At 69.0% G+C, this 21,037-nt stretch carries 26 protein-coding genes and 1 tRNA gene; 9 read left to right on the top strand and 18 right to left on the bottom strand.

The genetic code is table 11. The features are described from left to right. Positions 1 to 18: 18 nt before the first annotated feature. From ACO227_RS07180 to ACO227_RS07190, 3 genes are read right to left on the bottom strand one after another with little or no spacing between them, the layout of a single operon-like run. A complete protein-coding gene (locus ACO227_RS07180; protein ID WP_423606445.1) occupies positions 19 to 756 on the bottom strand; it encodes a thioredoxin domain-containing protein in 738 nt (245 codons plus the stop codon). A gap of 28 nt (positions 757 to 784) precedes the next feature. Beyond that, complete coding sequence (locus ACO227_RS07185; RefSeq protein WP_423606447.1) at positions 785 to 1,507, bottom strand: DsbA family protein; 723 nt, start codon at positions 1,505 to 1,507, stop codon at positions 785 to 787. Further along, a complete protein-coding gene (locus ACO227_RS07190; RefSeq protein WP_423606449.1) occupies positions 1,507 to 2,019 on the bottom strand; it encodes a DUF721 domain-containing protein in 513 nt (170 codons plus the stop codon). The genes ACO227_RS07185 and ACO227_RS07190 overlap by 1 nt, the downstream gene beginning before the upstream one ends. Positions 2,020 to 2,046: 27 nt before the next feature. On the opposite strand from ACO227_RS07190, the gene mutY reads away from it, so the two are divergent. From mutY to nudC, 3 genes are read left to right on the top strand one after another with little or no spacing between them, the layout of a single operon-like run. Then, positions 2,047 to 3,126, top strand: a complete 1,080-nt coding sequence (gene mutY / locus ACO227_RS07195; RefSeq protein ID WP_423606451.1) for an A/G-specific adenine glycosylase — start codon at positions 2,047 to 2,049, stop codon at positions 3,124 to 3,126. Further along, the gene (locus ACO227_RS07200) at positions 3,123 to 4,433 is read left to right on the top strand and encodes a serine hydrolase domain-containing protein (protein WP_423606453.1); all 1,311 of its coding nucleotides are present in this window, start codon (positions 3,123 to 3,125) and stop codon (positions 4,431 to 4,433) included. Before mutY ends, ACO227_RS07200 begins: the two co-directional genes overlap by 4 nt. 2 nt (positions 4,434 to 4,435) lie before the next feature. Continuing rightward, positions 4,436 to 5,305, top strand: coding sequence for an NAD(+) diphosphatase (gene nudC, locus ACO227_RS07205; protein ID WP_423606454.1), 870 nt, complete (start codon positions 4,436 to 4,438; stop codon positions 5,303 to 5,305). Here nudC and ACO227_RS07210 read toward each other — a convergent pair. Further along, positions 5,302 to 5,736 (bottom strand): MAPEG family protein, encoded by a 435-nt coding sequence (locus ACO227_RS07210; RefSeq protein ID WP_423606456.1) that lies wholly within the window; start codon positions 5,734 to 5,736, stop codon positions 5,302 to 5,304. The two genes, nudC and ACO227_RS07210, sit on opposite strands and share 4 nt — an antisense overlap. Before the next feature lie 209 nt (positions 5,737 to 5,945). Here ACO227_RS07210 and rpmF point away from each other — a divergent pair, with 209 nt between their 5' ends. The 5 genes from rpmF (at position 5,946) to ACO227_RS07235 (ending at position 8,883) form a co-directional block, all read left to right on the top strand. Then, a complete protein-coding gene (gene rpmF, locus ACO227_RS07215) occupies positions 5,946 to 6,125 on the top strand; it encodes a 50S ribosomal protein L32 (protein WP_423607297.1) in 180 nt (59 codons plus the stop codon). A 25-nt stretch (positions 6,126 to 6,150) separates the two neighbouring features. Further along, complete coding sequence (plsX, locus tag ACO227_RS07220; protein WP_423606457.1) at positions 6,151 to 7,182, top strand: phosphate acyltransferase PlsX; 1,032 nt, start codon at positions 6,151 to 6,153, stop codon at positions 7,180 to 7,182. Continuing rightward, on the top strand, positions 7,179 to 8,159 hold the full coding sequence (locus tag ACO227_RS07225) for a beta-ketoacyl-ACP synthase III (protein ID WP_423606459.1): 981 nt from the start codon (positions 7,179 to 7,181) through the stop codon (positions 8,157 to 8,159). Before plsX ends, ACO227_RS07225 begins: the two co-directional genes overlap by 4 nt. Before the next feature lie 90 nt (positions 8,160 to 8,249). Continuing rightward, complete coding sequence (locus ACO227_RS07230) at positions 8,250 to 8,549, top strand: integration host factor subunit alpha (protein WP_343519612.1); 300 nt, start codon at positions 8,250 to 8,252, stop codon at positions 8,547 to 8,549. Between the two features lies 1 nt (position 8,550). Continuing rightward, on the top strand, positions 8,551 to 8,883 hold the full coding sequence (locus tag ACO227_RS07235) for a MerR family transcriptional regulator (RefSeq protein ID WP_423606460.1): 333 nt from the start codon (positions 8,551 to 8,553) through the stop codon (positions 8,881 to 8,883). A 3-nt stretch (positions 8,884 to 8,886) separates the two neighbouring features. Here the strand turns inward: ACO227_RS07235 and ACO227_RS07240 are convergent, their stop codons facing one another. The 13 genes from ACO227_RS07240 to gltX form a co-directional block, all read right to left on the bottom strand. Next, positions 8,887 to 9,429: a SixA phosphatase family protein gene (locus ACO227_RS07240; protein WP_423606461.1), complete on the bottom strand. Its 543-nt coding sequence runs from the start codon at positions 9,427 to 9,429 to the stop codon at positions 8,887 to 8,889. Then, on the bottom strand, positions 9,426 to 12,146 hold the full coding sequence (locus ACO227_RS07245; protein ID WP_423606462.1) for an ATP-dependent DNA helicase: 2,721 nt from the start codon (positions 12,144 to 12,146) through the stop codon (positions 9,426 to 9,428). The genes ACO227_RS07240 and ACO227_RS07245 overlap by 4 nt, the downstream gene beginning before the upstream one ends. Further along, on the bottom strand, positions 12,143 to 12,802 hold the full coding sequence (locus ACO227_RS07250; protein ID WP_423606464.1) for a COQ9 family protein: 660 nt from the start codon (positions 12,800 to 12,802) through the stop codon (positions 12,143 to 12,145). The genes ACO227_RS07245 and ACO227_RS07250 overlap by 4 nt, the downstream gene beginning before the upstream one ends. Before the next feature lie 2 nt (positions 12,803 to 12,804). Then, positions 12,805 to 13,740 carry a DMT family transporter gene (locus tag ACO227_RS07255; protein WP_423606466.1) on the bottom strand — a complete coding sequence of 312 codons (936 nt, stop codon included), beginning with the start codon at positions 13,738 to 13,740 and terminating at the stop codon, positions 12,805 to 12,807. 93 nt (positions 13,741 to 13,833) lie between these two features. Further along, positions 13,834 to 14,274: a hypothetical protein gene (locus ACO227_RS07260; protein WP_423606468.1), complete on the bottom strand. Its 441-nt coding sequence runs from the start codon at positions 14,272 to 14,274 to the stop codon at positions 13,834 to 13,836. After that, entirely contained in the window at positions 14,271 to 14,813 is a 543-nt protein-coding gene (locus tag ACO227_RS07265) for a GNAT family N-acetyltransferase (RefSeq protein ID WP_423606470.1), read from the bottom strand. Before ACO227_RS07265 ends, ACO227_RS07260 begins: the two co-directional genes overlap by 4 nt. Further along, positions 14,810 to 15,229: a 6,7-dimethyl-8-ribityllumazine synthase gene (gene ribH, locus ACO227_RS07270; protein ID WP_423606471.1), complete on the bottom strand. Its 420-nt coding sequence runs from the start codon at positions 15,227 to 15,229 to the stop codon at positions 14,810 to 14,812. The genes ACO227_RS07265 and ribH overlap by 4 nt, the downstream gene beginning before the upstream one ends. Beyond that, positions 15,229 to 16,374 carry a 3,4-dihydroxy-2-butanone-4-phosphate synthase gene (gene ribB / locus ACO227_RS07275; RefSeq protein ID WP_423607299.1) on the bottom strand — a complete coding sequence of 382 codons (1,146 nt, stop codon included), beginning with the start codon at positions 16,372 to 16,374 and terminating at the stop codon, positions 15,229 to 15,231. Before ribB ends, ribH begins: the two co-directional genes overlap by 1 nt. Further along, positions 16,358 to 16,966: a riboflavin synthase gene (locus tag ACO227_RS07280; protein WP_423606473.1), complete on the bottom strand. Its 609-nt coding sequence runs from the start codon at positions 16,964 to 16,966 to the stop codon at positions 16,358 to 16,360. The genes ribB and ACO227_RS07280 overlap by 17 nt, the downstream gene beginning before the upstream one ends. 17 nt (positions 16,967 to 16,983) lie before the next feature. Further along, positions 16,984 to 17,928: a bifunctional diaminohydroxyphosphoribosylaminopyrimidine deaminase/5-amino-6-(5-phosphoribosylamino)uracil reductase RibD gene (gene ribD, locus ACO227_RS07285; RefSeq protein WP_423606474.1), complete on the bottom strand. Its 945-nt coding sequence runs from the start codon at positions 17,926 to 17,928 to the stop codon at positions 16,984 to 16,986. A gap of 14 nt (positions 17,929 to 17,942) precedes the next feature. Beyond that, positions 17,943 to 18,290 (bottom strand): hypothetical protein, encoded by a 348-nt coding sequence (locus ACO227_RS07290; RefSeq protein WP_423606476.1) that lies wholly within the window; start codon positions 18,288 to 18,290, stop codon positions 17,943 to 17,945. Between the two features lie 51 nt (positions 18,291 to 18,341). Further along, entirely contained in the window at positions 18,342 to 19,007 is a 666-nt protein-coding gene (locus ACO227_RS07295) for a TonB family protein (RefSeq protein WP_423606478.1), read from the bottom strand. Positions 19,008 to 19,109: 102 nt separating this feature from the next. After that, on the bottom strand, positions 19,110 to 20,435 hold the full coding sequence (gltX, locus tag ACO227_RS07300; protein ID WP_423606480.1) for a glutamate--tRNA ligase: 1,326 nt from the start codon (positions 20,433 to 20,435) through the stop codon (positions 19,110 to 19,112). 96 nt (positions 20,436 to 20,531) lie between these two features. Here gltX and ACO227_RS07305 point away from each other — a divergent pair. Next, positions 20,532 to 20,607, top strand: a tRNA-Val gene (locus ACO227_RS07305). Between the two features lie 9 nt (positions 20,608 to 20,616). On the opposite strand, the gene ACO227_RS07310 is transcribed toward ACO227_RS07305, so the two are convergent. Then, complete coding sequence (locus tag ACO227_RS07310) at positions 20,617 to 20,979, bottom strand: hypothetical protein (RefSeq protein WP_423606482.1); 363 nt, start codon at positions 20,977 to 20,979, stop codon at positions 20,617 to 20,619. Positions 20,980 to 21,037 lie beyond the last annotated feature (58 nt).

Here is a 21,037-nt window from a genome sequence, read left to right on the forward strand (position 1 = left end):
GCCCCCCGGCTTACCCGATCAGGCGCCCGCGGCCTTGAGCGCCGCTTCGACCTGCGGCCAGGTGCCGGTATTCTCGAGCACCTTGCCGTTGAGGATGAAGGTCGGCGTGCCGGGGATGTTGTATTCCTTGGCCGCGGCCTCGTTGCTCTTGACCAGCGCATCGATCGCCTTCTGGTCGGCCAGGCACTGGCGCGCCTGTGCCTCGGGCACGCCGCGCTGCTGGACGAAGCCGAGATAGCCGAAGCGCTCGGCCAGCGCCGCGGTGCGCTGCGCCGGAGCCATCGTCTCGACCTGCTGGAGGAAGGGATCGCCTTCCTTGGGCCCGTTCTCGAGCAAGGTGCGCTGCTGCTCGTACATCTGGTCCATGATCGCGAAGAACGGGCCGGGGCCGGCGCACTGGCCGAGCAGCGCGGCGCCGAGGTCGATCGGGTTGAGCAGGAAGTCGCGGAACTCGAAGCTCACCTTGCCGCTCGCGACATAGGCCTTGAGCGGCTCCATCCCGGTCACCGCGAAGGCGGCGCAATGGCCGCAGGTGCGTGAGCCATATTCGATCAGCTTGATCGGCGCATTGGGGTTGCCCATGCGGAAGCCGCCCTCGGCGGTCTTCTCGACCGTGTCGGTCCATTGGGTGCCGGCCGGCGCCGCCGTGCCGGCCACCGGCGCAGCCGGCGCCGCGGGCGTGCTGCTGTTGCCGCTCTCGCTGCCGCCGCAGCCCGCCAGGATCATCGCCGAAGCCAGGCCAATCGCTATACGCATCAGTTCGTCTCTCCAGTCGAAAATCCGTTCAACGCGCCCCCGCGGCGCGCAATTCGGGTTCGAGCGCGGCCCAGTCGCTGCCGCCCCCGGCCTTGCCGTTGATCGTGAAGCTCGGCGTGCCCTTGATCGTGCCCCACGCCGCCTTGGTCATCGCGGCCACCTTGTTGAGGTCGCCCGGCGCCGCGAAGCACTGGTTGATCGCAGCCGCGCTCATCCCGCGCTTCTGCATCAGCGCGGTGAGGCCCGATCCGTTCGCCGCCGCCTTGAGGCGCGCCAGCCCGGGTTGCGACTGGAGCCCCGCGGCATTGGCCTGCCACCAGGTGCGGCCCTGCTCGAACCAGCTCGCCTGCGCCGCGAAGATCGCCTGGCTCGCGCCGCTGAAGCCCTTCGGCCCGGTGCAGCGCGCGAGCAAAGCCGCGGCCATGTCGAGCGGGTCGCGCACGGCATGGCGGAACTCGACCCGCACCAGCCCGCGGCGGACGAGATCGTCGTGCAGCGGCGCCTTCGATTCGGCGACGAAATGGGCGCAATGCGGGCAGGTGTAGCTGAGATACTCGACCAGCTTGACCTTGGCTGCGGGATTGCCGGTCAGGATCGCGCCCGACTGGGTCTGCACGACATGGGTGCGCCAGTCGCGGACCTGCGGCGCCTTGGCCGCCGCCTTGGGTGCCGGCGTGGCCTGTTGTGCGGGCGCCGTGGTGGCGAGCAGTGGCACGGCGAACAGCGCGAGAGACAGGCGAGCGAGACGCATCAATTGATCTTTCCAAGCTTGAGCGGAGGGCTGGCGACCCCCGCGGCGAGCCCCTCGAGCACCGCGCGCAGCTCGGGATCGGCGATCGCGCGCAGGCTCTCGCCCATCTCCGCCGGAACCGGTGCGGGCGCGGCCGGCGCGGCCGGGGCTGGCGCACGCGGCACCTCGCCTTGGCGGATCGCGACGCGCGCGACCGCAGGATAGCCGAAGAAGCGGTTCACCCGCTCCATGATCTCGGGCGCGATATGCTGCATCATCGGCGCGTGCGCGCCCTGCACGACCAGGCTGAGCACGCCGTTCGCCCGCTCCCCGCGTGGGAAACGGATCGATTCGGGCGCCGACACGCCGGCATAACGTTCGCCGACGATCTCGCTCCAGCGGCGCACCACCGCGCTCTGCACGAAGCCGAACTTGCGGAACGCGACGCGGCCGACATCGGGCACCAGCTCCGCCACCGGACGAAGGCGGTTGCTGCGTTTCGGCTCCTCGGTCGTGGCACGCGGCTTACTCATCCCGCCAGTCCATGCCATAGCCGGGCGGTGCCCGACAATGTTTCTCGCGACATCGCCAAGCAGGTCTCCGGGGATAAGCAGGTCTCCGCGCCGCTGCTCGCCTGGTACGATGCGAATGCCCGCGTGCTCCCATGGCGCGCCGCTCCGGGCACGCCGCCGCCCGATCCCTATCGCGTGTGGCTGTCGGAGGTGATGCTGCAGCAGACCCAGGTCGCCACGGTGATCCCCTATTTCGAGAAGTTCACCGCGCGCTGGCCCGACTTCGAGCGCCTCGCCGCGGCGGACGATGCCGAGCTGATGAGCGCTTGGGCGGGCCTCGGCTATTATGCCCGCGCCCGCAATCTGCTCGCCGCGGCGCGCGCCGTCGCGAGCGAGCATGATGGCAAGCTTCCGTCCACCGAGGTCGAGCTGCGCAAGCTGCCGGGCTTCGGCCCCTATACCGCGGCGGCGGTGGCGGCGATCGCCTTCGGGCAGCGCGCGGTCGTGGTCGACGGCAATGTCGAGCGCGTGGTGGCGCGGCTGTTCGCTTGTCCCGACCCGTTGCCGGGCGCGAAGCCGCGCATCCGCGATCTCGCCAATTCGATCACCCCCGCCGAGCGCGCGGGCGATTTCGCGCAGGCGATGATGGATCTCGGCGCCACCATCTGCACCCCACGCTCGCCCAGATGCCTGCTCTGCCCGCTCGCCGATCGCTGCGACGCGCGGGCGGATGGGAGGCCCGAGGCCTATCCGGTCAAGGCGCCGAAGCGCGCGCGGCCGGTGCGCTATGGCACTTTCTTCTGGGCGGAGCGCGACGGGCAGGTGCTGCTCGTCCGCCGTCCCGCCAAGGGGTTGCTCGGCGGCATGCGCGCGCTGCCCACCGGTCCCTGGGCCGATGCTCCGCCGGTGCTTGCGGATGCCCCGTTCACCGCGGATTGGACCCTCCGGAACGACACCGTTACCCACGGCTTCACGCATTTCGAGCTGGTCGGCGCGCTTGCGACCGCAACGATCGGCCGCCACATTGCGTCGGCCGACGGCGAGTGGTGGCCGATCGCCGAGCTCGACTCGGCGGGGCTTCCGACCCTGTTCGCCAAGGCGGTCGCAGCAATTCGGAGGATGGGATGAAGACATTCTGGCTGGCCGGCGGCGCTGCCGCGCTCGCGATCGTCGCGGTGTCGGGGGCGTTCGGCCAAGCGGTCGTCTCGCCGCCCGTGCAAGACGTCACGGTCGCCGCCGACGCCGTTCCGGCGCTCGCCCGCGCCTATGTCGCCGACCGCAAGACTCCCGGCATCGTCATCGCCTATGCCAAGGGCGACCGCCCCCCGAACTTCGCCGCCGCGGGCAGGATCGCCGACGAGGAGGGCGCGGCCAGGGCCGGCCCGGATTCGCTGTGGCGGGTCTATTCGATGACCAAGCCGATCACCGGCATCGCCGCGATGATGCTGATCGAGGACGGCAAGCTCAAGCTCGACCAGCCGGTCGGCGACTTCATCCCCGGCTTCAAGTCGATGAAGGTGCTGACCGATCCGGCGAACAGCCTTGACACGCGTCCCGCGGCGCGGCCGCTCACGGTTCGGCACCTCCTCACCCACACCGCCGGCCTCGGCTACACGATCGTCACCAAGGGGCCGCTACTCAAGGAATATGAGCGGCTGGGGATCGTTCCCGCTGCGCTCAATCCTGGGGTGGAAACCGAGCTGCGCAAGACGCGCCCCGGTTCGCTCAAAGCGTTCGCCGATCGCGTGGCGACGCTGCCGCTGATCGCCGATCCGGGCACCAAGTGGAGCTATTCGATCGGCCTCGACGTGCTGGCGCGCGTGGTCGAGGTTGCGGGCGGCCTGCCGTTCGAGCACTTCCTCGAGACGCGGATGTTCCGCCCGCTCAAGATGACCTCGACTTATTGGAGCGTGCCGGCGGGCGAGATCGGCCGCTTCGCCACCAACTATCTCTGGACGGGCGAGAACCGCATCCCGATCGATCCGGGCAAGGCTTCGGTGTTCGCGTCGCCGCCGTCATTTCCTTATGGCGGCGCGGGCCTGGTGATGTCGGCGCGCGACTATGACCGCTTCCTGCACATGCTGGTCAACGAGGGCGTGCTCGACGGGATCCGGGTGATGAAGCCCGCGACGGTACGGCTCGCCATGTCGAACCTGCTGCCCGAGGGCGTGGTGTTCCAGCGCGCGCCCAGCGGCAGCGGCGGCGATGCCGGGCCGCCAATGGGCTATGGCGCGGGGGGATCGGTCTATCTTGCGGGCGTGCCGGGTGGCCCTGGCAAGGGCACCTATGGCTGGGGCGGCGCAGCCGGGACGATCGCCTGGATCGACCCCGTCAACAAGGTGCGCACGACGGTGATGGTCAACTATTTCCCCAGTGACAAATGGCCGCTGCGCGCGGACGCGGTCAAAGCCGTCTATGCCGATCTGGCGCGCTGAGGATGCTTGAGGTCGGATTCACTGGCGCGGTGCTCGATCGCGCCGATCGCGAACGCAACGATCCTGCTGCGCTGGCCGCGGCGCTCGGCGACTGGCGCGCGCGGCTGCTCAGGCTGAACGGCCTCGAACCGGAGCTCGACGGCGAGGGTCGCCTGGTCTGGACCAGCCTTGCCGACCTGCCCGAGGGGCGCGAGCCGCTGTTCCTCGGCTATATCGATGGCAAGCCGCATTTTGCCCCGCTGGCGATGGGCGAGCGGCACGGTAATCTCCGGTCGCCCGCCCTCTTCCAGATGCTCGGGCTGATGCCCGCCGATCAGGCCGGCCTCTATGCTTGCGCACGCAGCCTGGTCGACTGGCACCAGCGTCACGGCTTCTGCCCGGCTTGCGGCAACCCGACCGAGCTGTTCCGCGCCGGCTGGGCGCGGCGTTGCCCGAGCTGCGCGGCGGAGCATTTCCCGCGCACCGATCCGGTTGTGATCATGCTCGCCGAGCATGGCGGCCGAGTCCTGCTGGGCCGCGGCCCGGCCTGGCCGCCGGGACGCTATTCGGCACTGGCCGGGTTCGTCGAGGTCGGCGAATCGATCGAGGAAGCAGTCGCGCGCGAGACGCTCGAGGAAGCCGGCGTCGTTGTGCGCAACATTCGCTACGTTGCCAGCCAGCCCTGGCCCTTTCCCTCCTCGCTGATGATCGCGTGCATCGCGACCGCGGAGGATGACGCGATCACGCTGGATACGAACGAACTCGAGGACGCGATCTGGGCCACACGGGACGAAGTGCGCGCCGCGCTTGACGGCGCCCCCGATGCCCGCTTCGGCGCGCCGCCGCCTTACGCGATCGCACATTCGCTGCTGCGGGCGTGGCTCGCGGCCTAACCGGTGGGCTGGATCAGCTCGATCGTCTCGGTCTCGCCGAAGCTCAGGAACGGGATGCTCGCGGCATAGAGCCCGAGACCGGCGATGATCAGGAAGGTCAGCAGGATGCCGATCGCGCGGCCCGGGCGCCAGCCGTCCATCCCGAACGGATGCAGGATGCGCGCGGCGACGAACACCACTGCGACCGCCCACAGCCAATCCACCGTGCCGACCGCGAGCTCGATCAGCGCGATCAGGATCAGGACGATCGGGGCATATTCGGCGAAATTGAGCTGCGCGCGCATCCGGGCGGTCAGCTTTTCGCTGCCGCCGTCGCCAATCGAGATCTTCTCCGATCGCCGCACGATTCCCACCCGGAATGCAAGCCACAGGTTGATCAGCGCGCAGGCGGCAGTGGTGGCGAGCGCCACGGGCAGGATGATCGCGTCCATGAAGTCGGTTCCCCCGTTTTGACCCGCCTTCGCTGCCACGCCGCGCGCCGCCTTGCAACTTGGCCGAAAATCGGTATAGGCGCTCGCTCGCTTCGCGACAGGCCAGACCGGCGGTCCGGCGGGTGCCGGTTCCTCGGCGCTTGCCCGTTCGCCGTGCCAGGCGTATCGCGATCCAGTTTTTTGACGACGAATCCAAGAAGGTTGCCGAAATGGCCGTCCCTAAGAGAAAAGTTTCGCCGAGCCGCCGTGGCATGCGCCGGGCGCACGACGCGCTGAAGGTCGAGGCGTTCCAGGAATGCTCCAACTGCGGTGAGCTCAAGCGCCCCCACACGCTGTGTGGCGCCTGCGGCCACTATAACGGCCGCGAGATCGTCTCGGTCGAGGGCTGAACTCGAAGTACAGGGGCTGCCAGCCATGACCTCCAGCGCGCGGATCGCCGTCGATGCGATGGGCGGCGACGAGGGGCTGGCGGTCATGCTCGCCGGTGTCGCGCGCGCGCGCCGCCGGTTCGACGGGATGCGCTTCCTGCTGGTGGGCGACGAGGCCGCGATTCGCGAAGGCCTCAAGACCCATCCCAATCTCACCGCCGCGTCGGAGATCGTCCACGCGCCGGAGGTCGTCACTGCCGACGACAAGCCGAGCCAGGCGATTCGCCGTGCCAAGGTCACCTCGATGGGCATCGCCATCGATCTGGTGAAGAAAGGTGAGGCCGCGGCCGCCGTTTCCTCGGGCAACACCGGCGCGCTGATGGCGATGTCCAAGCTCGCGCTGCGCACCATGCCCGGGATCGACCGCCCCGCGCTCGCCGCGCGCATGCCGACGCTGGGCGCCAACGACGTCGTGATGCTCGATCTCGGCGCCAACACCGAAGTCGACAGCCGAAACCTCATCCAGTTCGCGGTGATGGGCGCCGCCTATGCGCGCACCGTGCTCGACCTCCAGGCACCACGCGTCGCCCTGCTCAATATCGGCACCGAAGAACTCAAGGGCACCGACATCATCCGAGACGCGGCGCAGCAGCTGCGCGCCGCGACTCACCTGCCGCTCGAGTTCACCGGGTTCATCGAGGGCAATGCGCTGTCGCGCGGCGATGTCGACGTGATCGTGTGCGACGGATTTGCCGGCAATATCGCGCTCAAGACGGTCGAGGGCACCGCGCGCTTCGTCGCCGACCTGCTGCGGCGCGCTTTCGCCAGCTCGACTCGCTCGAAGATCGGTTTCCTGATCTCGCGTCCGGCGACCGAGCTTCTGCGCCATCATCTCGATCCCAACAATCATAATGGCGCGGTCTTCCTCGGCCTCAACGGCATCGTCGTGAAGAGCCATGGCAGCGCCAACGAGCTGGGTGTGGATACTGCGATCGGCGTTGCGGCGAAGATGGTGCGTGACGATCTCACGCGCCGGATCGCCGAGGATCTGGGTAATTTCGAGGCGCAAGCGGCATGAGTGAGTTGGTGCGTCGCGCGGTGATCATCGGAACCGGTTCGGCGCTCCCGCCGCGCCGCGTGTCGAACGCTGAACTGGCGGAGCAGGTGGACACGAGCGACGAATGGATCGTCGAGCGTACCGGTATCCGCTTCCGCCATATCGCCGCCGAGGGCGAGACGACCGCGACGCTGGCGACCGATGCGGCAGTGGCGGCACTTGCCGCCGCAGGCACGGACGCGGCCGAGATCGACCTGATCGTGCTCGCGACCGCGACGCCCGACCAGACCTTCCCGGCCAGCGCGACCAAGGTGCAGGCCGCGCTCGGCATCGCCGATTGCGTCGCGTTCGATGTCGCTGCGGTCTGCTCGGGCTTCCTCTATGCGCTTCAAGTGGCGGAGAGCATGATCCGCGCGGGCAGCGCGAACAAGGCGCTGGTGATCGGTGCCGAGACGTTCAGCCGCATCCTCGACTGGGAGGATCGCGCGACGTGCGTGCTGTTCGGCGACGGCGCGGGCGCAATCGTGCTCGAGGCGCAGGAGACGGCGGCGCGCGACGGGCGCGGCGTGCTGGCGGCAAAGCTGCATGCCGACGGGCGCCACAACCAGCTCCTCTATGTCGATGGCGGCCCCTCCACCACCGGCACGGTCGGCAAGCTGCGGATGAAGGGCAAGGAAGTGTTCCGCCACGCGGTGGTCAACCTCGCGGCCGTGATGGGCGAGAGCCTGACCGCGGCGAAGCTTGATCCCGCGGATGTCGATTGGGTGGTACCCCATCAGGCCAATGCCCGCATCCTCGACGCAACCGCGAAGAAGCTCGGCCTCGCACCCGAGAAGGTGATCGTGACCGTCGACGAGCATGCCAACACCTCTGCCGCCTCGGTGCCGCTGGCGCTGGACACGGCGGTGCGCGACGGGCGGATCAAGCAGGGCGACCTGCTGGTGCTCGAAGCGATGGGTGGCGGATTCACCTGGGGAGCGGCGGTCGTCCGCTTCTGAGACGTCGGCTCGTCACGAGCGCGTAACGATGGTTGCGCTGTGATATCCATGTGTTACGGTAATGCGAAGGCCCGACCGGGAGACTCAACAATGGCCACCGCCGCGACGCTGACCAGAGCCGATCTTGCCGATGCGCTGCATCGCGAAGTGGGCTTGTCGCGTGCGGATGCGTCGCGCCTCGTCGAGCAGATCCTGCGCCACATGTGCGAGGCACTCGCCAATGGTGAGAACGTCAAGATATCGGGCTTCGGCAGCTTCGTCCTGCGCGACAAGGGCGAGCGAATCGGCCGCAATCCGAAAACCGGCGTCGAAGTGCCGATCGCGCCGCGCCGCGTGCTGACGTTCCGCGCCAGCCAGATGCTGCGCGACCGGATCGTCAACGGGGGGTGAGATGGCTACCGGTCCGGAGAAGGGGCCAAACGCCTTCCGGACGATCGGTGAACTCGCGCAGGAAGTCGGGCGGCCCCAGCATATCCTGAGATATTGGGAAACCCGCTTCCCGCAGCTGCGCCCGCTCCAACGCGCAGGCGGACGCCGCTATTACCGGCCCGAGGACGTTGCCCTGGTGCGGCGGATCGACTCGCTGCTCGGCCAGGAAGGCTATACCATCCGCGGCGTGCAGCGATTGCTCGACGCCGAGCGCGGGGTGAAGGGCAAGGCCGGAGAGTCGACGCTTCAAACGGTTCGCGACACGCTCGCCGAAGCGCTCAAGCGGGACGGCTGAACGTCAGTCCCGGTTCGGACCGAGCGCCGGATCGAGATCGCGCGGGCGCGTGAAGCGGACCAGCGTGCCGCCGTCAGCGCGGACCGCGTGCCAGTCGCTCACCTCGAAGGTCATTACGGCGAGCGCCGCGGTGGGGAACTTCTCCTCCACCGAATCCCGAAGGGCGTCGCCGGCACGATCGGGGATCAGCATCAGGATCAGATCCTCGAGGCCCGGATTATGGCCGATCAGCAGCGCGCGCTCCGCGCCGGCCGGAAGCTCGTGGATGACGTCGAGCAGGCTCGAGGCCGATGCGAGATAGATGCGCCGATCCCAGGCCGGCGCAAGCTCGCTGCCATAGCCTTGCTCGAGCTGCTCGACCGTCTCGACGATGCGCGCCGCAGGCGAGGCGACGACATGATCGAAGCGCATCGCTTCGCTGCGCAGGTGGCGGCCGACGGCGACCGCGGCGCGCTGTCCCTTGGCATTTAGCGGTCGGTCGAAATCGCGCGCCACGGGATCTTCCCAGCTCGATTTGGCGTGGCGCAGCAACGTCAGCGTCTTCATCGGGGCTCCGGCTCGGGGGTCGCGCGCGCCTTCTGCCCGAAGCTTGCGACAGAGGAAAGACGTTCGACTCGCCGGACCGCCTCGTCGAGCGGCAGTCGCGCGACCGGGGTGCCGGGCGGAAAGGCGCCGAGCAGGCGGGAGGGCATGGCGGCGGACAGCAGGACGAACGCACCGCAGTCGTCCGCGCGGCGGATCAGTCGGCCGAATGCTTGGGCAAGCCGCGCGCGGACGATGCGGTCGTCATAGGCGCTCCCGCCATTGGTCAGCCGGCGCGCGGCGTGGAGCACGCTGGGCTTCGACCAGGGCACGCCCTCCATCACGACCAGGCGGAGCGAATGGCCGGGCACGTCGACGCCGTCGCGCAGCGCATCGGTGCCGATCAGCGACGCGCGCGGATCATCGCGGAAGATGTCGACCAGCGTGCCGGTGTCGATCGGATCGACATGCTGCGCATAGAGCGGCAGCCCCTCGCGCGCGAGCCGGTCGGCAATGCGAGCATGCACCGCGCGCAGCCTGCGGATCGCCGTGAACAGACCGAGCGTGCCGCCCTGCGCCGCGACGATCAGGCGCGCATAGGCGGCGGCGAGCGCCCCCATGTCGCCGCGCTTGATGTCGGTGACGATGATCACCTCCGACCGTGTGGCATAGTCGAAGGGCGACAGCGCCTCGAACCGCTGCGGCGGGTGGAGCAGATGCTGCGCACCGCTGCGCGCCTCGGCGACGTCCCAATCGCCGCCGGCGCGCAAGGTCGCCGAGGTGACGAGCGCGCCATGCGCGGGCTTGAGCACGGTTTCGGCGAAAGGCTTGCTGGGATCGAGCCAGCGGCGGTGGAGGCCGATGTCGATCTCCCGCCCTTCGATGCGCTCGACGGCGAGCCAGTCGACGAACTCCTCGGCCGGAGCGCCGCCGATGCGCGCGATCAGTGCGAGCCAAGCGGCGACGGTCTCGGCACGCCAGCCCAGGGAAGCGATTGCGCCTTCGATGCGCGCGCGCGCCGGACCGTCCATCCAGTCGGGTGCGTCGTCGAGCACCGCGTCGAGCCGGCGGCCGAGCGCGATCATCGGCCGCAGCAGCCGCTCGAGCGCGGCAGCAGCAGGGATGGCGGCGTCGATCAACGCGGCGTCGGGTTCGGCGAGCTCGGTCTCCATGCCATAACCGGCCTCGCCCGAGCCGTCGGCGTCGCGCGCGTAGACGAGCCCGCGCACCGCGGCGAGGAGCTGCTCCACCGGCCCGAAGGCCTGGCCCTCGGCGAGGCGCTGGAGCCAGCCGTCGGACGGAAGCGCGCGCGCAGCGTCGACCGCGTCGGCGATCGCCTGGCCGCCGGCATCGTCATAGCTCGCGACGTCGGAGAGGCGCGCGGCGAGCCCACGGCGGCGACCGCGCGCGCCGCCTTCGGGGCCCGTGATCCACCGGCGCAGCTCGATCGTCTCCTGGCCCGACAGCGCGGTGCCGAACATCGCGTCGGCGGCGTCGAACAGGTGATGCCCTTCGTCGAAGACGTAGCGCGTGGGGCGCGTCGCGGTCTCGCGGCCCCGCGCGGCATTGACCATCACCAGCGCGTGGTTGGCGATGACGATGTCGGCGTCCGCGCTCGCCCGTGCGGCACGCTCGATGAAGCATTTGCGGTAGTGCGGGCAACCCGCGTAGACGCACTCGCCGCGCCGGTCGGTGAGCGCGGTCGAACCGTTGCGGCGAAACAGCGAAGGCAGCCAGCCGGGCAGGTCGCCGCCGACCATGTCGCCATCGGCGGTATAGGCCGCCCAGCGCGCGACGAGCTGCGCGAGGATCGCGGCGCGGCCCGCAAAGCCGCCTTGCAGTGCATCCTCGAGATTGAGCAGGCAGACATAATTCTCGCGTCCCTTGCGCGTGACGATGCGCTGCTTGCGGACCTCGGGATCGGCGAACAGGCGCTCGCCTTCATGGCCGAGCTGGCGCTGGAGTGCTTTGGTGAAGGTCGAGACCCATACCGCGCCGCCCGCCTTCGCCGCCCATAGCGAGGCCGGGGCGAGATAGCCCAGCGTCTTGCCGATTCCGGTGCCGGCTTCGGCAAGGACCAGGTTGGGTGAATCGCGCAGTGTGCGTGGCGCGAAGGCGCTGGCGGCGGCCTCGGCGTAGAGGCGCTGGCCCTCGCGTTCCTCGGCGCCGTTGCCGGTCAGCGTGGCGAGGCGATCGCGGACTTCATCCGGTTCGAGCGTCACCGTGCGCGGCGGGGTACGGGGTGCCTGTTCGGTCCATTCGGGCAAACGCGAGAAAAGCCAGCGTTCGGCCTTTTCGGGGCGGGTCAGACGCTGGCTGACGGCTGGCGCCCAGCTCCAGCGCAGCCGCGCGAGCGATTGCGCAGCGTGCCAGGCGCCCTCGCGCTCGGGCCAGTCGGCATCGGCGATGGCGAGCATCGCTTCGGCGGCGGTGCGGAGGAACGGGGCGACCTCGGCATCGCTCGCCGGTTCGGGCAGGCTGAGGGTGCGGGCGAGGCCGCGGGGCGTGGGCACCATGAACCGCGCGGGCCGGAGAAAGGCGAACAGCTCGAGCAGATCGAGACCGGAGAGTTCAGCATAGCCCAGCCGCTGCGCTGCGAGGGGCGCGTTGAGCAGTACCATCGGCGTGTCGGCTGCCATGCGCACCGCCTCGCCGCGGCCGACGCTGCGCGTACCCTCGGCCGTCGCGACCCAGATGCCGCCATGGCTGGCATGAAGAGCCGGATAGGGAAGTGGCGTCACCGCGCGTTGTAGCGCAGCCGGCCGACGAAGCGCGACAGGCTGAAGCGGTGGTCCTTGCGGCCGGCGAGCTTCGCCTTGGCCTTCTCGAACTGCATGATGTTCTCGATCCGGCGGGCGAGAAAGGCGCGCGTCTCGGCCTGGCCTTCGCTCTCGTCGTTCAGGAACACGGCGATGGTGGCGGCGTAGATTCCGGCAAGCATCGCGCGCTTGGTATAGTGGTTGTAGTCGGTCGCCCTATCCCCCGCGAGCCGCCACATCATGTCGGCCGAGCGCCAGCCGAGCCGCGCGGCACGCGTGGCGTTCTGCGGCATGGCGAGGATCGCGACGGCGCGGCGCAGCGCCTCGCGGTCAGGGGCGAGCGCGTCGAGCCGCGCCTCGACCAGCGCGGTGATCTTCGCGCGGATCTTCATCGCGGCGAGCGTGTCGGGCGGCAGCGCGTCGGCCATGCGCCGGTCGATATGCGCGAACCACAGGTCGATCATGTCGACCGCATTGCCAGGGACGGCGAGGCGGGCGACGTCGCGGTCCGCGCCGATCGCGTCGGCAGCGGCATCGACTGCGGTCGCACTCCAGCCGTCGAACGCGGCATTGGACGCGAGATGCGGCGCGAGCGCGTCGCGCAGCTCGTCAAGGGTCATGTCGGCGACCTCGGCCATGTTCATGGTTTAGCCTCGTCAGCCGCGGTTGCAACCTGCCCGGGCGGTGCCGAACCGCGGCGGACCAGGACGAGCGCGATCGCGACCAGGATCGCGCCGATGAAATCGGGCAGGCCGAGCCGCTCGTCATAGACGATCCAGCCGACGGTCCCGGCGACGATCGGCTGGGAGAGCAGGGCGATGCCGACGACGAGCGGCGAGAGATGGCCGAGCGCATAGATCAGCAGTCCCTGGCCGAGCACCTGACTCGCCAGCGCAAGGCCAACGAGCACGCCCCAGTTCTGCGGCCAAATCTGTTCGCCGAGCGCCACGGCGAAGAGCAGAAGCGGGAGGATGCCGGCGGCGCTCGACAGCGCCAGTGCCGGCAGCGGCGTCATGGCGCCGCGCGCGCGCGCCATGAGGATGAAATAGACGGTATAGAGGACCCCGGCGAGCAGGCAGAGCAGGTCACCGAGCAAATGCTCGGGCGACAGGCTGTAGGAGCGGCCGAGCAACAGCCCCGCGCCGATCGCGGCGAGGCCGAGCGCAACGCCCTGCTGCCGCGTCGGCCACGCGCGCGCGATCAGGAAGCCCCAGATCGGGTACATCAGCGTTGCTGAGTTGCCGAACAGCGTCGCGTTGGCGAGCGTCGTGTGCAGAATGCCGACATGCCACGAAGCGAGATCGGCGGCGAAGGCGACACCCGCGAGCAGCAGGACGAGGCCGAGCCCCTTGGCATGGCGCAGCGGATTGCCCTCCATCACGACGACGATCGCGAGCAAGAAGGGCACGCCGAGCGCCAGCCGCCAGAAGCCGGCCGCGACCGGTCCGACGTCGGCGGCCCGCACGAACCACGGGCCGAAGGCGAGCGCGATATTGGCGAGGATCAGCGCCGCGAACGGCAGCGCCGTGCCACTGTGCTGCGGCGCAGCTTTTGTCGAGGCGGCTCGCTGATGCATGCCGCCCTTAGCCTCCTAACTGTTGCATATTGCAACCCATCGGCAGGAATAATTCCGCGTGCCCGATCTCTTCCACCGATCCGCCCAGCTGGGTCAGGCGGCCCGGTCGGCCTCGCCCAAGCGCGCGGTGATCCATTGGCGGAACCCGTTGCGGGTCCTGGGCTGCAACAGCAGCACGAACGGGAGCAGCAGGAGCAGCGGGAAGAAGATCGCGAGGATCGCATAGGCGATCAGGATGATCGCCACGCCGCCGATGCCGCGGCTCATCCGGTTGGACGCGGTGGGGCTGATCACGATGCGGCGAGGCCCCTTGAGATCGTAGAGGCGCGAGGTGACGAGCACGGCGTTGCCGCTGCGGTCGTCGACATTGCTGCGCGTGAGTGTCTCGACGGGCTGGTACGCCGGTGCGCCTGGAGGCGAGGGTGCGTGCGCCACCGGCTCGCGGACCGCCGGCTGGCCGGTCTGCGTATCGATCACCACCAGCCGCCGCCCGCGCTCCACCACCTTGTAGCGGCTGGGCGGCGCGTCGGTCATTTCGCGGCGCGCCTCGCTCGCCATTCAGCGGCGGTCTGCCCCCAGGCGTCGACCGTGACATCGGCATAGGGCGCGGGCAGCTTGGTTGGCCCCATATTGTACGAGCCGAGCCGCTGGGCGAGGCGGATCGAGCGGCTATTCTCGGGCGCGATGGTGTGGATCACCGTGGTCCAGCCGAGAATCTCGACGGCATAGTCCATCGCGGCGACCGCGCCCTCGTGCGCATAGCCTTTGCCGGCGAATTCCGAGGCGACACCCCAGCCGACTTCGGTCCCCGGCCAGCCCTCGGGCATCCACGGACCCAGCCGGCCGACCCATTTTCCGGTAGCGCGCTCGATTACCGAGAACATGCCGTAGCCGGCGATTTCCCAGGCGCCCGCCATGATGCAGAGATGGCGCCAAGCGACGCTGCGATCGACGGGACCGCCGAGATGCTCCATCGCGACCGGATCGGCGGAGAAGGCGGCCCAGCCGTCGAGGTCCTCCGGAGCCGGGCGGCGCAGGATCAACCGCTCCGTGAAGAGAACCGGGTGAGTCATCCGAGCATCTCCCGAAGCGCGAGCATCGCCAGCGCGGCTTCGGCCGCACCGCCGCCCTTGTTCAGATGCTTGGGATCGGCGCGGGCGATCGCCTGCGCCTCGTTCTCGGTGGTGAGGATGCCGTTACCGATCGGAATGCCGTCCATGGTCAGCGCCATGATCCCGCGCGCGCTCTCGTTCGAGACGATCTCGAAATGATAGGTCTCGCCCCGAATCACCACGCCGAGCGCGACGAACGCGTCATAGCGCCCGGTTTCGGCTGCCATCGCGATCGCGCCGGGTACTTCGAGCGCGCCGGGGACGGTGATCGTCTCATGGCTGTGGCCCGCCGCCTCGACCGCGGCGCGGGCGCCGGTTAGGAGCATATCGTTAAGATGGTCGTAAAAGCGTGCTTCGACGAGCAGGACCCGAGCCATCAGGCGGCTCCGCCGATGCTGATCGGGCGTTCGCCGACGATCGACAGGCCATAGCCGTCGAGGCCGACCAATGTGTGGTGGGTGTTGGTGAGCAGCACCATCTCCTCGACGCCGAGCTCGGTCAGGATCATCGCGCCGACGCCATAGTCGCGCAGCTCCTCCATGTCCGCCTCGGTGCGCTTCCCGGCCTTGCGCTCGACCGCCAAGGTGAAAGCGTCGGGACGCGGCTTGTTGATCACCACGACAACCCCCGCGCCTTCCTCGCCGATGATCTCCATCGAGCGCTGAAGTAGGCGGCCGCGCTCGCCCTCCTCGCCGAACAGGTCGCCAAAGGGCGAGAGCGCGTGCATGCGCACCAGGGTCGGCTTGTCGGGATCGACGCGCCCCTTCATCAGCGCGATCTGCTCGGTGCCGGTCGCCTTGTTCCAGAAGGTGAGGACGCGCCACTCGCCGCCCCAGCGGCTGGTGAAGACGGTCTCGGCGCGGCGCTCGACCAAGTGGTCGTGGCGGCGGCGATAGGCGATGAGGTCGCGGATCGTGCCGATCTTGAGGTTGTGGAGCTGGGCGAAGGCGACGAGGTCGTCGAGCCGCGCCATCGTCCCGTCGTCCTTCATCACCTCGCAGATCACACCCGAAGGGTTGAGGCCGGCAAGGCGCGCGACATCGACCGCGGCCTCGGTATGGCCGGCGCGGACCAGCACGCCGCCCTCGCGCGCGACGAGCGGGAAGACATGGCCGGGCGAGACGAGGTCGTCGGGGCCGTTCATCGCGTCGATCGCGACCGCGACGGTGCGCGCGCGGTCGGCAGCGGAGATGCCGGTGGTGACGCCTTCCTTGGCCTCGATCGAGACGGTGAAGGCGGTGCCCATCTTGGTGCCGTTCTTGCGCGCCATCGGCTCGAGCCCGAGCTGGTCGATCCGCGCCTTGGTCATGGCGAGGCAGATCAGGCCGCGGCCGTGCTTGGCCATGAAGGCGATCGCGTCGGGGGTCGCCATCTGTGCGGGAATCACGAGGTCGCCCTCATTCTCACGATCCTCGTCGTCGACGAGAATGAACATGCGGCCATTGCGCGCTTCGTCGATGATTTCTTCGGGTGAAGAGAGGAAAGCGTGGCGCAGACGCGCCAATTCAGGCTTGGCCACGATGGGCCTCCATGCGTTGGAGATAGCGTGCGAGCACGTCGATCTCGAGGTTGACGGCCTGGCCCTGCGCGAGCGCGCCGAGGGTCGTGACGGCCTGGGTATGCGGGATGAGGTTGACGGTGAAGTTCGCCGCGCCGTCGGCCTGATCGGCGATCTCGTTGACGGTCAGCGAGACGCCGTCGATCGTGATCGAGCCCTTGGCGGCGATGAACGGGGCGAGCGCAGCGGGCACGGCGAAGGCGATCCGCTTCGACTCGCCATCGGGCTCGATGCCGAGCACGGTGCCAGTGCCGTCGACATGGCCGGTAACGATATGGCCCCCGAGCTCGTCGCCGACCTTGAGCGCGCGCTCGAGGTTGAGCTTGCGCCCCTGCGCCCACTGATCGGCGGTGCGCGACACGGTCTCGTGCGAGACGTCGACCGCGAACCAGCCAGGCGCCTTGTCGACCACCGTGAGACACACGCCCGAGCAGGCGATCGAGGCGCCGAGGTCGACCGTCGCGGTGTCGTAGGCCGTCGCGATGCGGACGCGCAGGTCGCCGCGGTCCTCGACGGACTCGATGGTGCCGATGTCGGTGACGATGCCCGTGAACATACCTTTATTCTGAATCCTCAAGTCCTGGCGCGCTCGTAGACCTCGAGCCGGTCGCTGCCAAGCATGCGCGTATCGAGGAGCCGCCAGCGGCCATGCGCGGCGTCGAGCGAGGTGAGGCCGAGATCGGCGAGACCGGGCTTGCCGCCGAGCAGGACCGGCGCGCGGTAGAGCAGCAGTCGATCGACCAGATCGGCGCGGAGGAAAGCGGCGGCGGTCTGGGCGCCGCCCTCGACGAGGAGGTGATCGACGCCGTCTAGGGTTGCGATATCCTCGGGTGCGGCGATCGTCGTCCAGTCCTCCGCGGCGCGTGTGGACAGCAGAATGCGGCGCGGTGCGCGGTCCTCGAGGCCGGGCAGGCGCACGTCGAGGCGCGGCGAGTCGGCCTCCAGCGTGCCGCGGCCGACCAGGATCGCTTCATGGCGCGCGCGTTCGAGATGGGCATGGGCGCGCGCTTCAGGCCCGGTGATCCAGCGGCTCTCTCCGCTCGCCAGCGCGATGCAGCCGTCGAGCGAGGTGGCGAGCTTCAGCGTGACCTGCGGTCGGCCCCAGGCCTGGCGCCTGAGGAAGCCGGCAATGGTGCGGCGGGCATCGGCTTCGCCAACGCCGGTCGTGACGTCGATTCCGGCCGCCTGCAGCGCCTCGATGCCCTTGCCGTTGGTGCGCCGATCGGGATCCGTGATGGCGATGACCGCCCGAGCAATTCCGGCGTCGATCAGCGAAGATGCGCAGGCAGGTCCGCGCGGCGAGACATGTGCGCACGGTTCGAGCGTGACATAGGCAATGGCGCCGCGCGCCGCAGCGCCGGCCTCAGCCAGCGCCATCGCCTCGGCATGCGGCCGGCCGCCGGGCTGGGTCCAGCCGCGGCCGACGACGCGGCTGCCGTTCACGAGCATGCAGCCGACATTGGGATTCGGCGCGGTCCGCCCGCGCCCGCGCGCGGCGAGCGCCAACGCCGCGCCCATCCAGCGCGCATCGCTCAAAGGCCCATGGCTTTCAACTGATCGTCGATTTTCTTGTATTCGAGCCGCTTCTTCTCGGACTTGGCCTTTCTTTCGGCCTCGCGCTTCTGGCGTTTTTCTTCGTCGATCTTCTGCTGGGCGATGATCTCGTCGAGAGTGCGGTCGGCGCGCCAGTTCTGGACGTAGATGATCTCGCGCTTGTAGGCGCGCTCGAAATAGGAATCCAAATAGAAGCCGGTCAGGATCAGGCCGGTCGTCACGAAGGCGGCGAGCAGGAACCAGAGCTGGTAGCGGTGACGGATACGCAGGACGTCGCGCAGGTCCTGAAGCGGCCCGACCGACGACACATGCCTGTTGCGCCTCATGAAGAACATGGCGCCAAGATAGGCGTGCCGTGCGGCCGGGACCAGCCCTGCCTATTCCACGATCTGGAAACGCATCGTCATCCGTTTCCAGCCCTCGACCGGAATGCCGTCGCGCGTCGCGGGCTTGAAGCGCCAGCGGGACAGCGCCTGGCGGCGGGTCGCTTCGGACAGGGCATCGTCGGGGCTTTTCAAGATCTCGATCGCCTTGACCCGGCCGTCCACGCCGATCAGCGCGCGGACCGTGACGCTGCCCTCGATCCCGGCGCGAATCGCGGACGGCGGATAGGGTGGTTGGAGCGCGTCGGCGTAGCGCGGGTCGACCTCCGCGCCGACCATCACCGGCGCTGGCGGCGGATCGAGCGTGATGCCGCCGGAGAGAGGGCCCGGATCGCCCGGGGGATCAAAGGTGACGGGGCCGGGATCGGGCGTCGTGCCGATCACCGGCCCCGTCGGAGGCAGCACCACCCTGGGATCAGGCTGCGTGATGGGAGGGGTGGTGCGGGTGCGCAGGGGCTGCGTCTTGGGCTGCGGCTCGGGCTGAGGCTCAGGGGGCTCGGGAATTGAGATGGGCCGGACGACAAGCGGGTCGTCGAACACGCCCGGGGCGATCCTGGGACCTGCGTAGTACAGGCCCAGGATCATTGCGCCGCTGATCAGAAGGGCTGCGCCGGCTCCGGCCGGACGCGACGCCGTCGAATGATACCTGTCGGCATACATGGCTGCTCTCCTTGTCCCCGGTCTGTGTCTACCGGATGCATACAAGGATATATCATTACATAATTCAGTCAATGTGATTCTATATCATGATCAAGCTCGCCGTCAGCCGCGCAGGCGCAGGAGGGCGCGATCCCGGCCGATCAGCGGGAGCAGCGCTGCCATGTCGGGGCCGTGGTCGCGCCCGGTGAGTGCGCGGCGCAGCGGCAGGAACAGTGCCTTGCCCTTTCGCCCCGTCGCTTCCTTGAGCGCGCCAGTGAGCGCGTGCCAGGGATCGGTGGACCAGTCGATCGCCGCGGCGGTCTGCGCTGCGGTGAGAAGGAAGTCGGCGTCATCGGGATCGGGGACCGAGTCGATCGGCCCTTCGACCACCGCCCACCAGTCGGCAGCTTCGGCAACGGTCGCAAGATTGGGGCGGATCGCGTGCCAGCCGGCCTCGTCCATCCCCGGGGGAAGGCGGCCGGCGACATCGGCATGGCCGAGCTGATGGACGATGCGCGCGTTGAGCTGGGCGAGCTCGGCCTCGTCGAAGCGCGCGGGGGCGCGGCCGAAGCGCGCGAAATCGAAGCCTTCGATCAGCGGGGCGGGATCGGGAAGCGGCTCGACGGGATCGCTGGTTCCCAGCCGGGCGAGCAGCGCGACGAGCGCCTGGGGCTCGATTCCCGCTTCGCGGAAATGGTCGGCGCCGAGCGAGCCGAGGCGCTTGGAGAGCTTGCCCTCGGCGCCGGTCAGCAACGCCTCGTGCGCAAAGGCAGGGGGCGTGGCACCGAGCGCGGCGAACATCTGGAGCTGCGCCGCGGTGTTGGAGACATGGTCCTCGCCGCGCACCACATGCGTGATGGCGAGATCGATATCGTCGATCACCGAAGGCAGGAGATAGAGCCACGAGCCGTCGGCGCGGCGGATCACGGGATCGCTCATCGTCGCCGGGTCGAAGCGCTGGGGTCCGCGGATCAGATCGTGCCACTCGATCGGTGCGCCATGATCGAGCTTGAAGCGCCAGTGCGGCCGGATGCCCTCGGCCTCGAGCCGGGCGCGGTCGGCCTCGGTCAACCCCAGCGCGGCGCGGTCATAGACTGGCGGCAGGCCGCGGCCGAGCAGGATCTTGCGCTTGAGGTCGAGCTCCTGCTGGGTTTCATAGGCGGGATAGATGCGACCGGAGGCGACGAGTTCGGCGAAGCGGCGCTCGTAAAGATCGAAGCGCTCCGACTGCCGCGCCTCGCCGTCCGGGACGAGGCCGAGCCAGGCGAGATCGGCGCGGATCGAGGCGACATGCTCCTCGCGCGAACGCGCCTGATCGGTGTCGTCGATGCGCAGCAGGAAGCGGCCGCCCGTCTTGCGCGCCCACATCCAATTGTGGAGCGCCGTACGGATATTGCCGACATGCAGGCGGCCGGTGGGACTGGGTGCGAAACGGGTGATGACGCTCATGCGATGCGCGCTACCCCATTTCGCCGCCGCGCGAAATCACCGCCAGTTTACGCGCGTGCAGAACCAGCCTATCGGAGCGCACGCGGCCGAACGGCCGGGCGCTTAGCTCAGTTGGTAGAGCATCTCGTTTACACCGAGAGGGTCGGCGGTTCGAGCCCGTCAGCGCCCACCAGGTCTCCGGTCAGTTCGCCATGATCGTCGGCTTGCCGCCCGCGAGCTTCAGCGTGACATAGCTGTTCTCGCAGATATTGGCGCCGGTCCAGACGATGCTGGTGCCGTCCTCGAACGTCGCCTTGAGATCGTAGCGGCACTGGTTGCTCGCCTTGTCGAAGCGGACCGTGGTCTTGGCGCCGACCTTGATCACCGGGTCGCGGCGCGTTTCCGGATCGACCGTCTGCGGCTTGAACTCGGTCGTGCCCGCCGGCGCGAGCTCGATCGTCTTGATCGGCTTGCCCGAGGCGTTGGTGAGCATGAAATCCCAGTCTTCGGCGAATGCCGGCGTCGCTACGAGCATGGCCCCCGCCAGCGCGATGAACTGCTTCATGGTGCATTCCTCCCCTAAAGGAACAAGGGGAGCATGCGCCTCTATCGGGTGGTACGCA

Source organism: Sphingomonas sp. MS122, assembly GCF_049532975.1.
Classification (GTDB): domain Bacteria; phylum Pseudomonadota; class Alphaproteobacteria; order Sphingomonadales; family Sphingomonadaceae; genus Sphingomonas.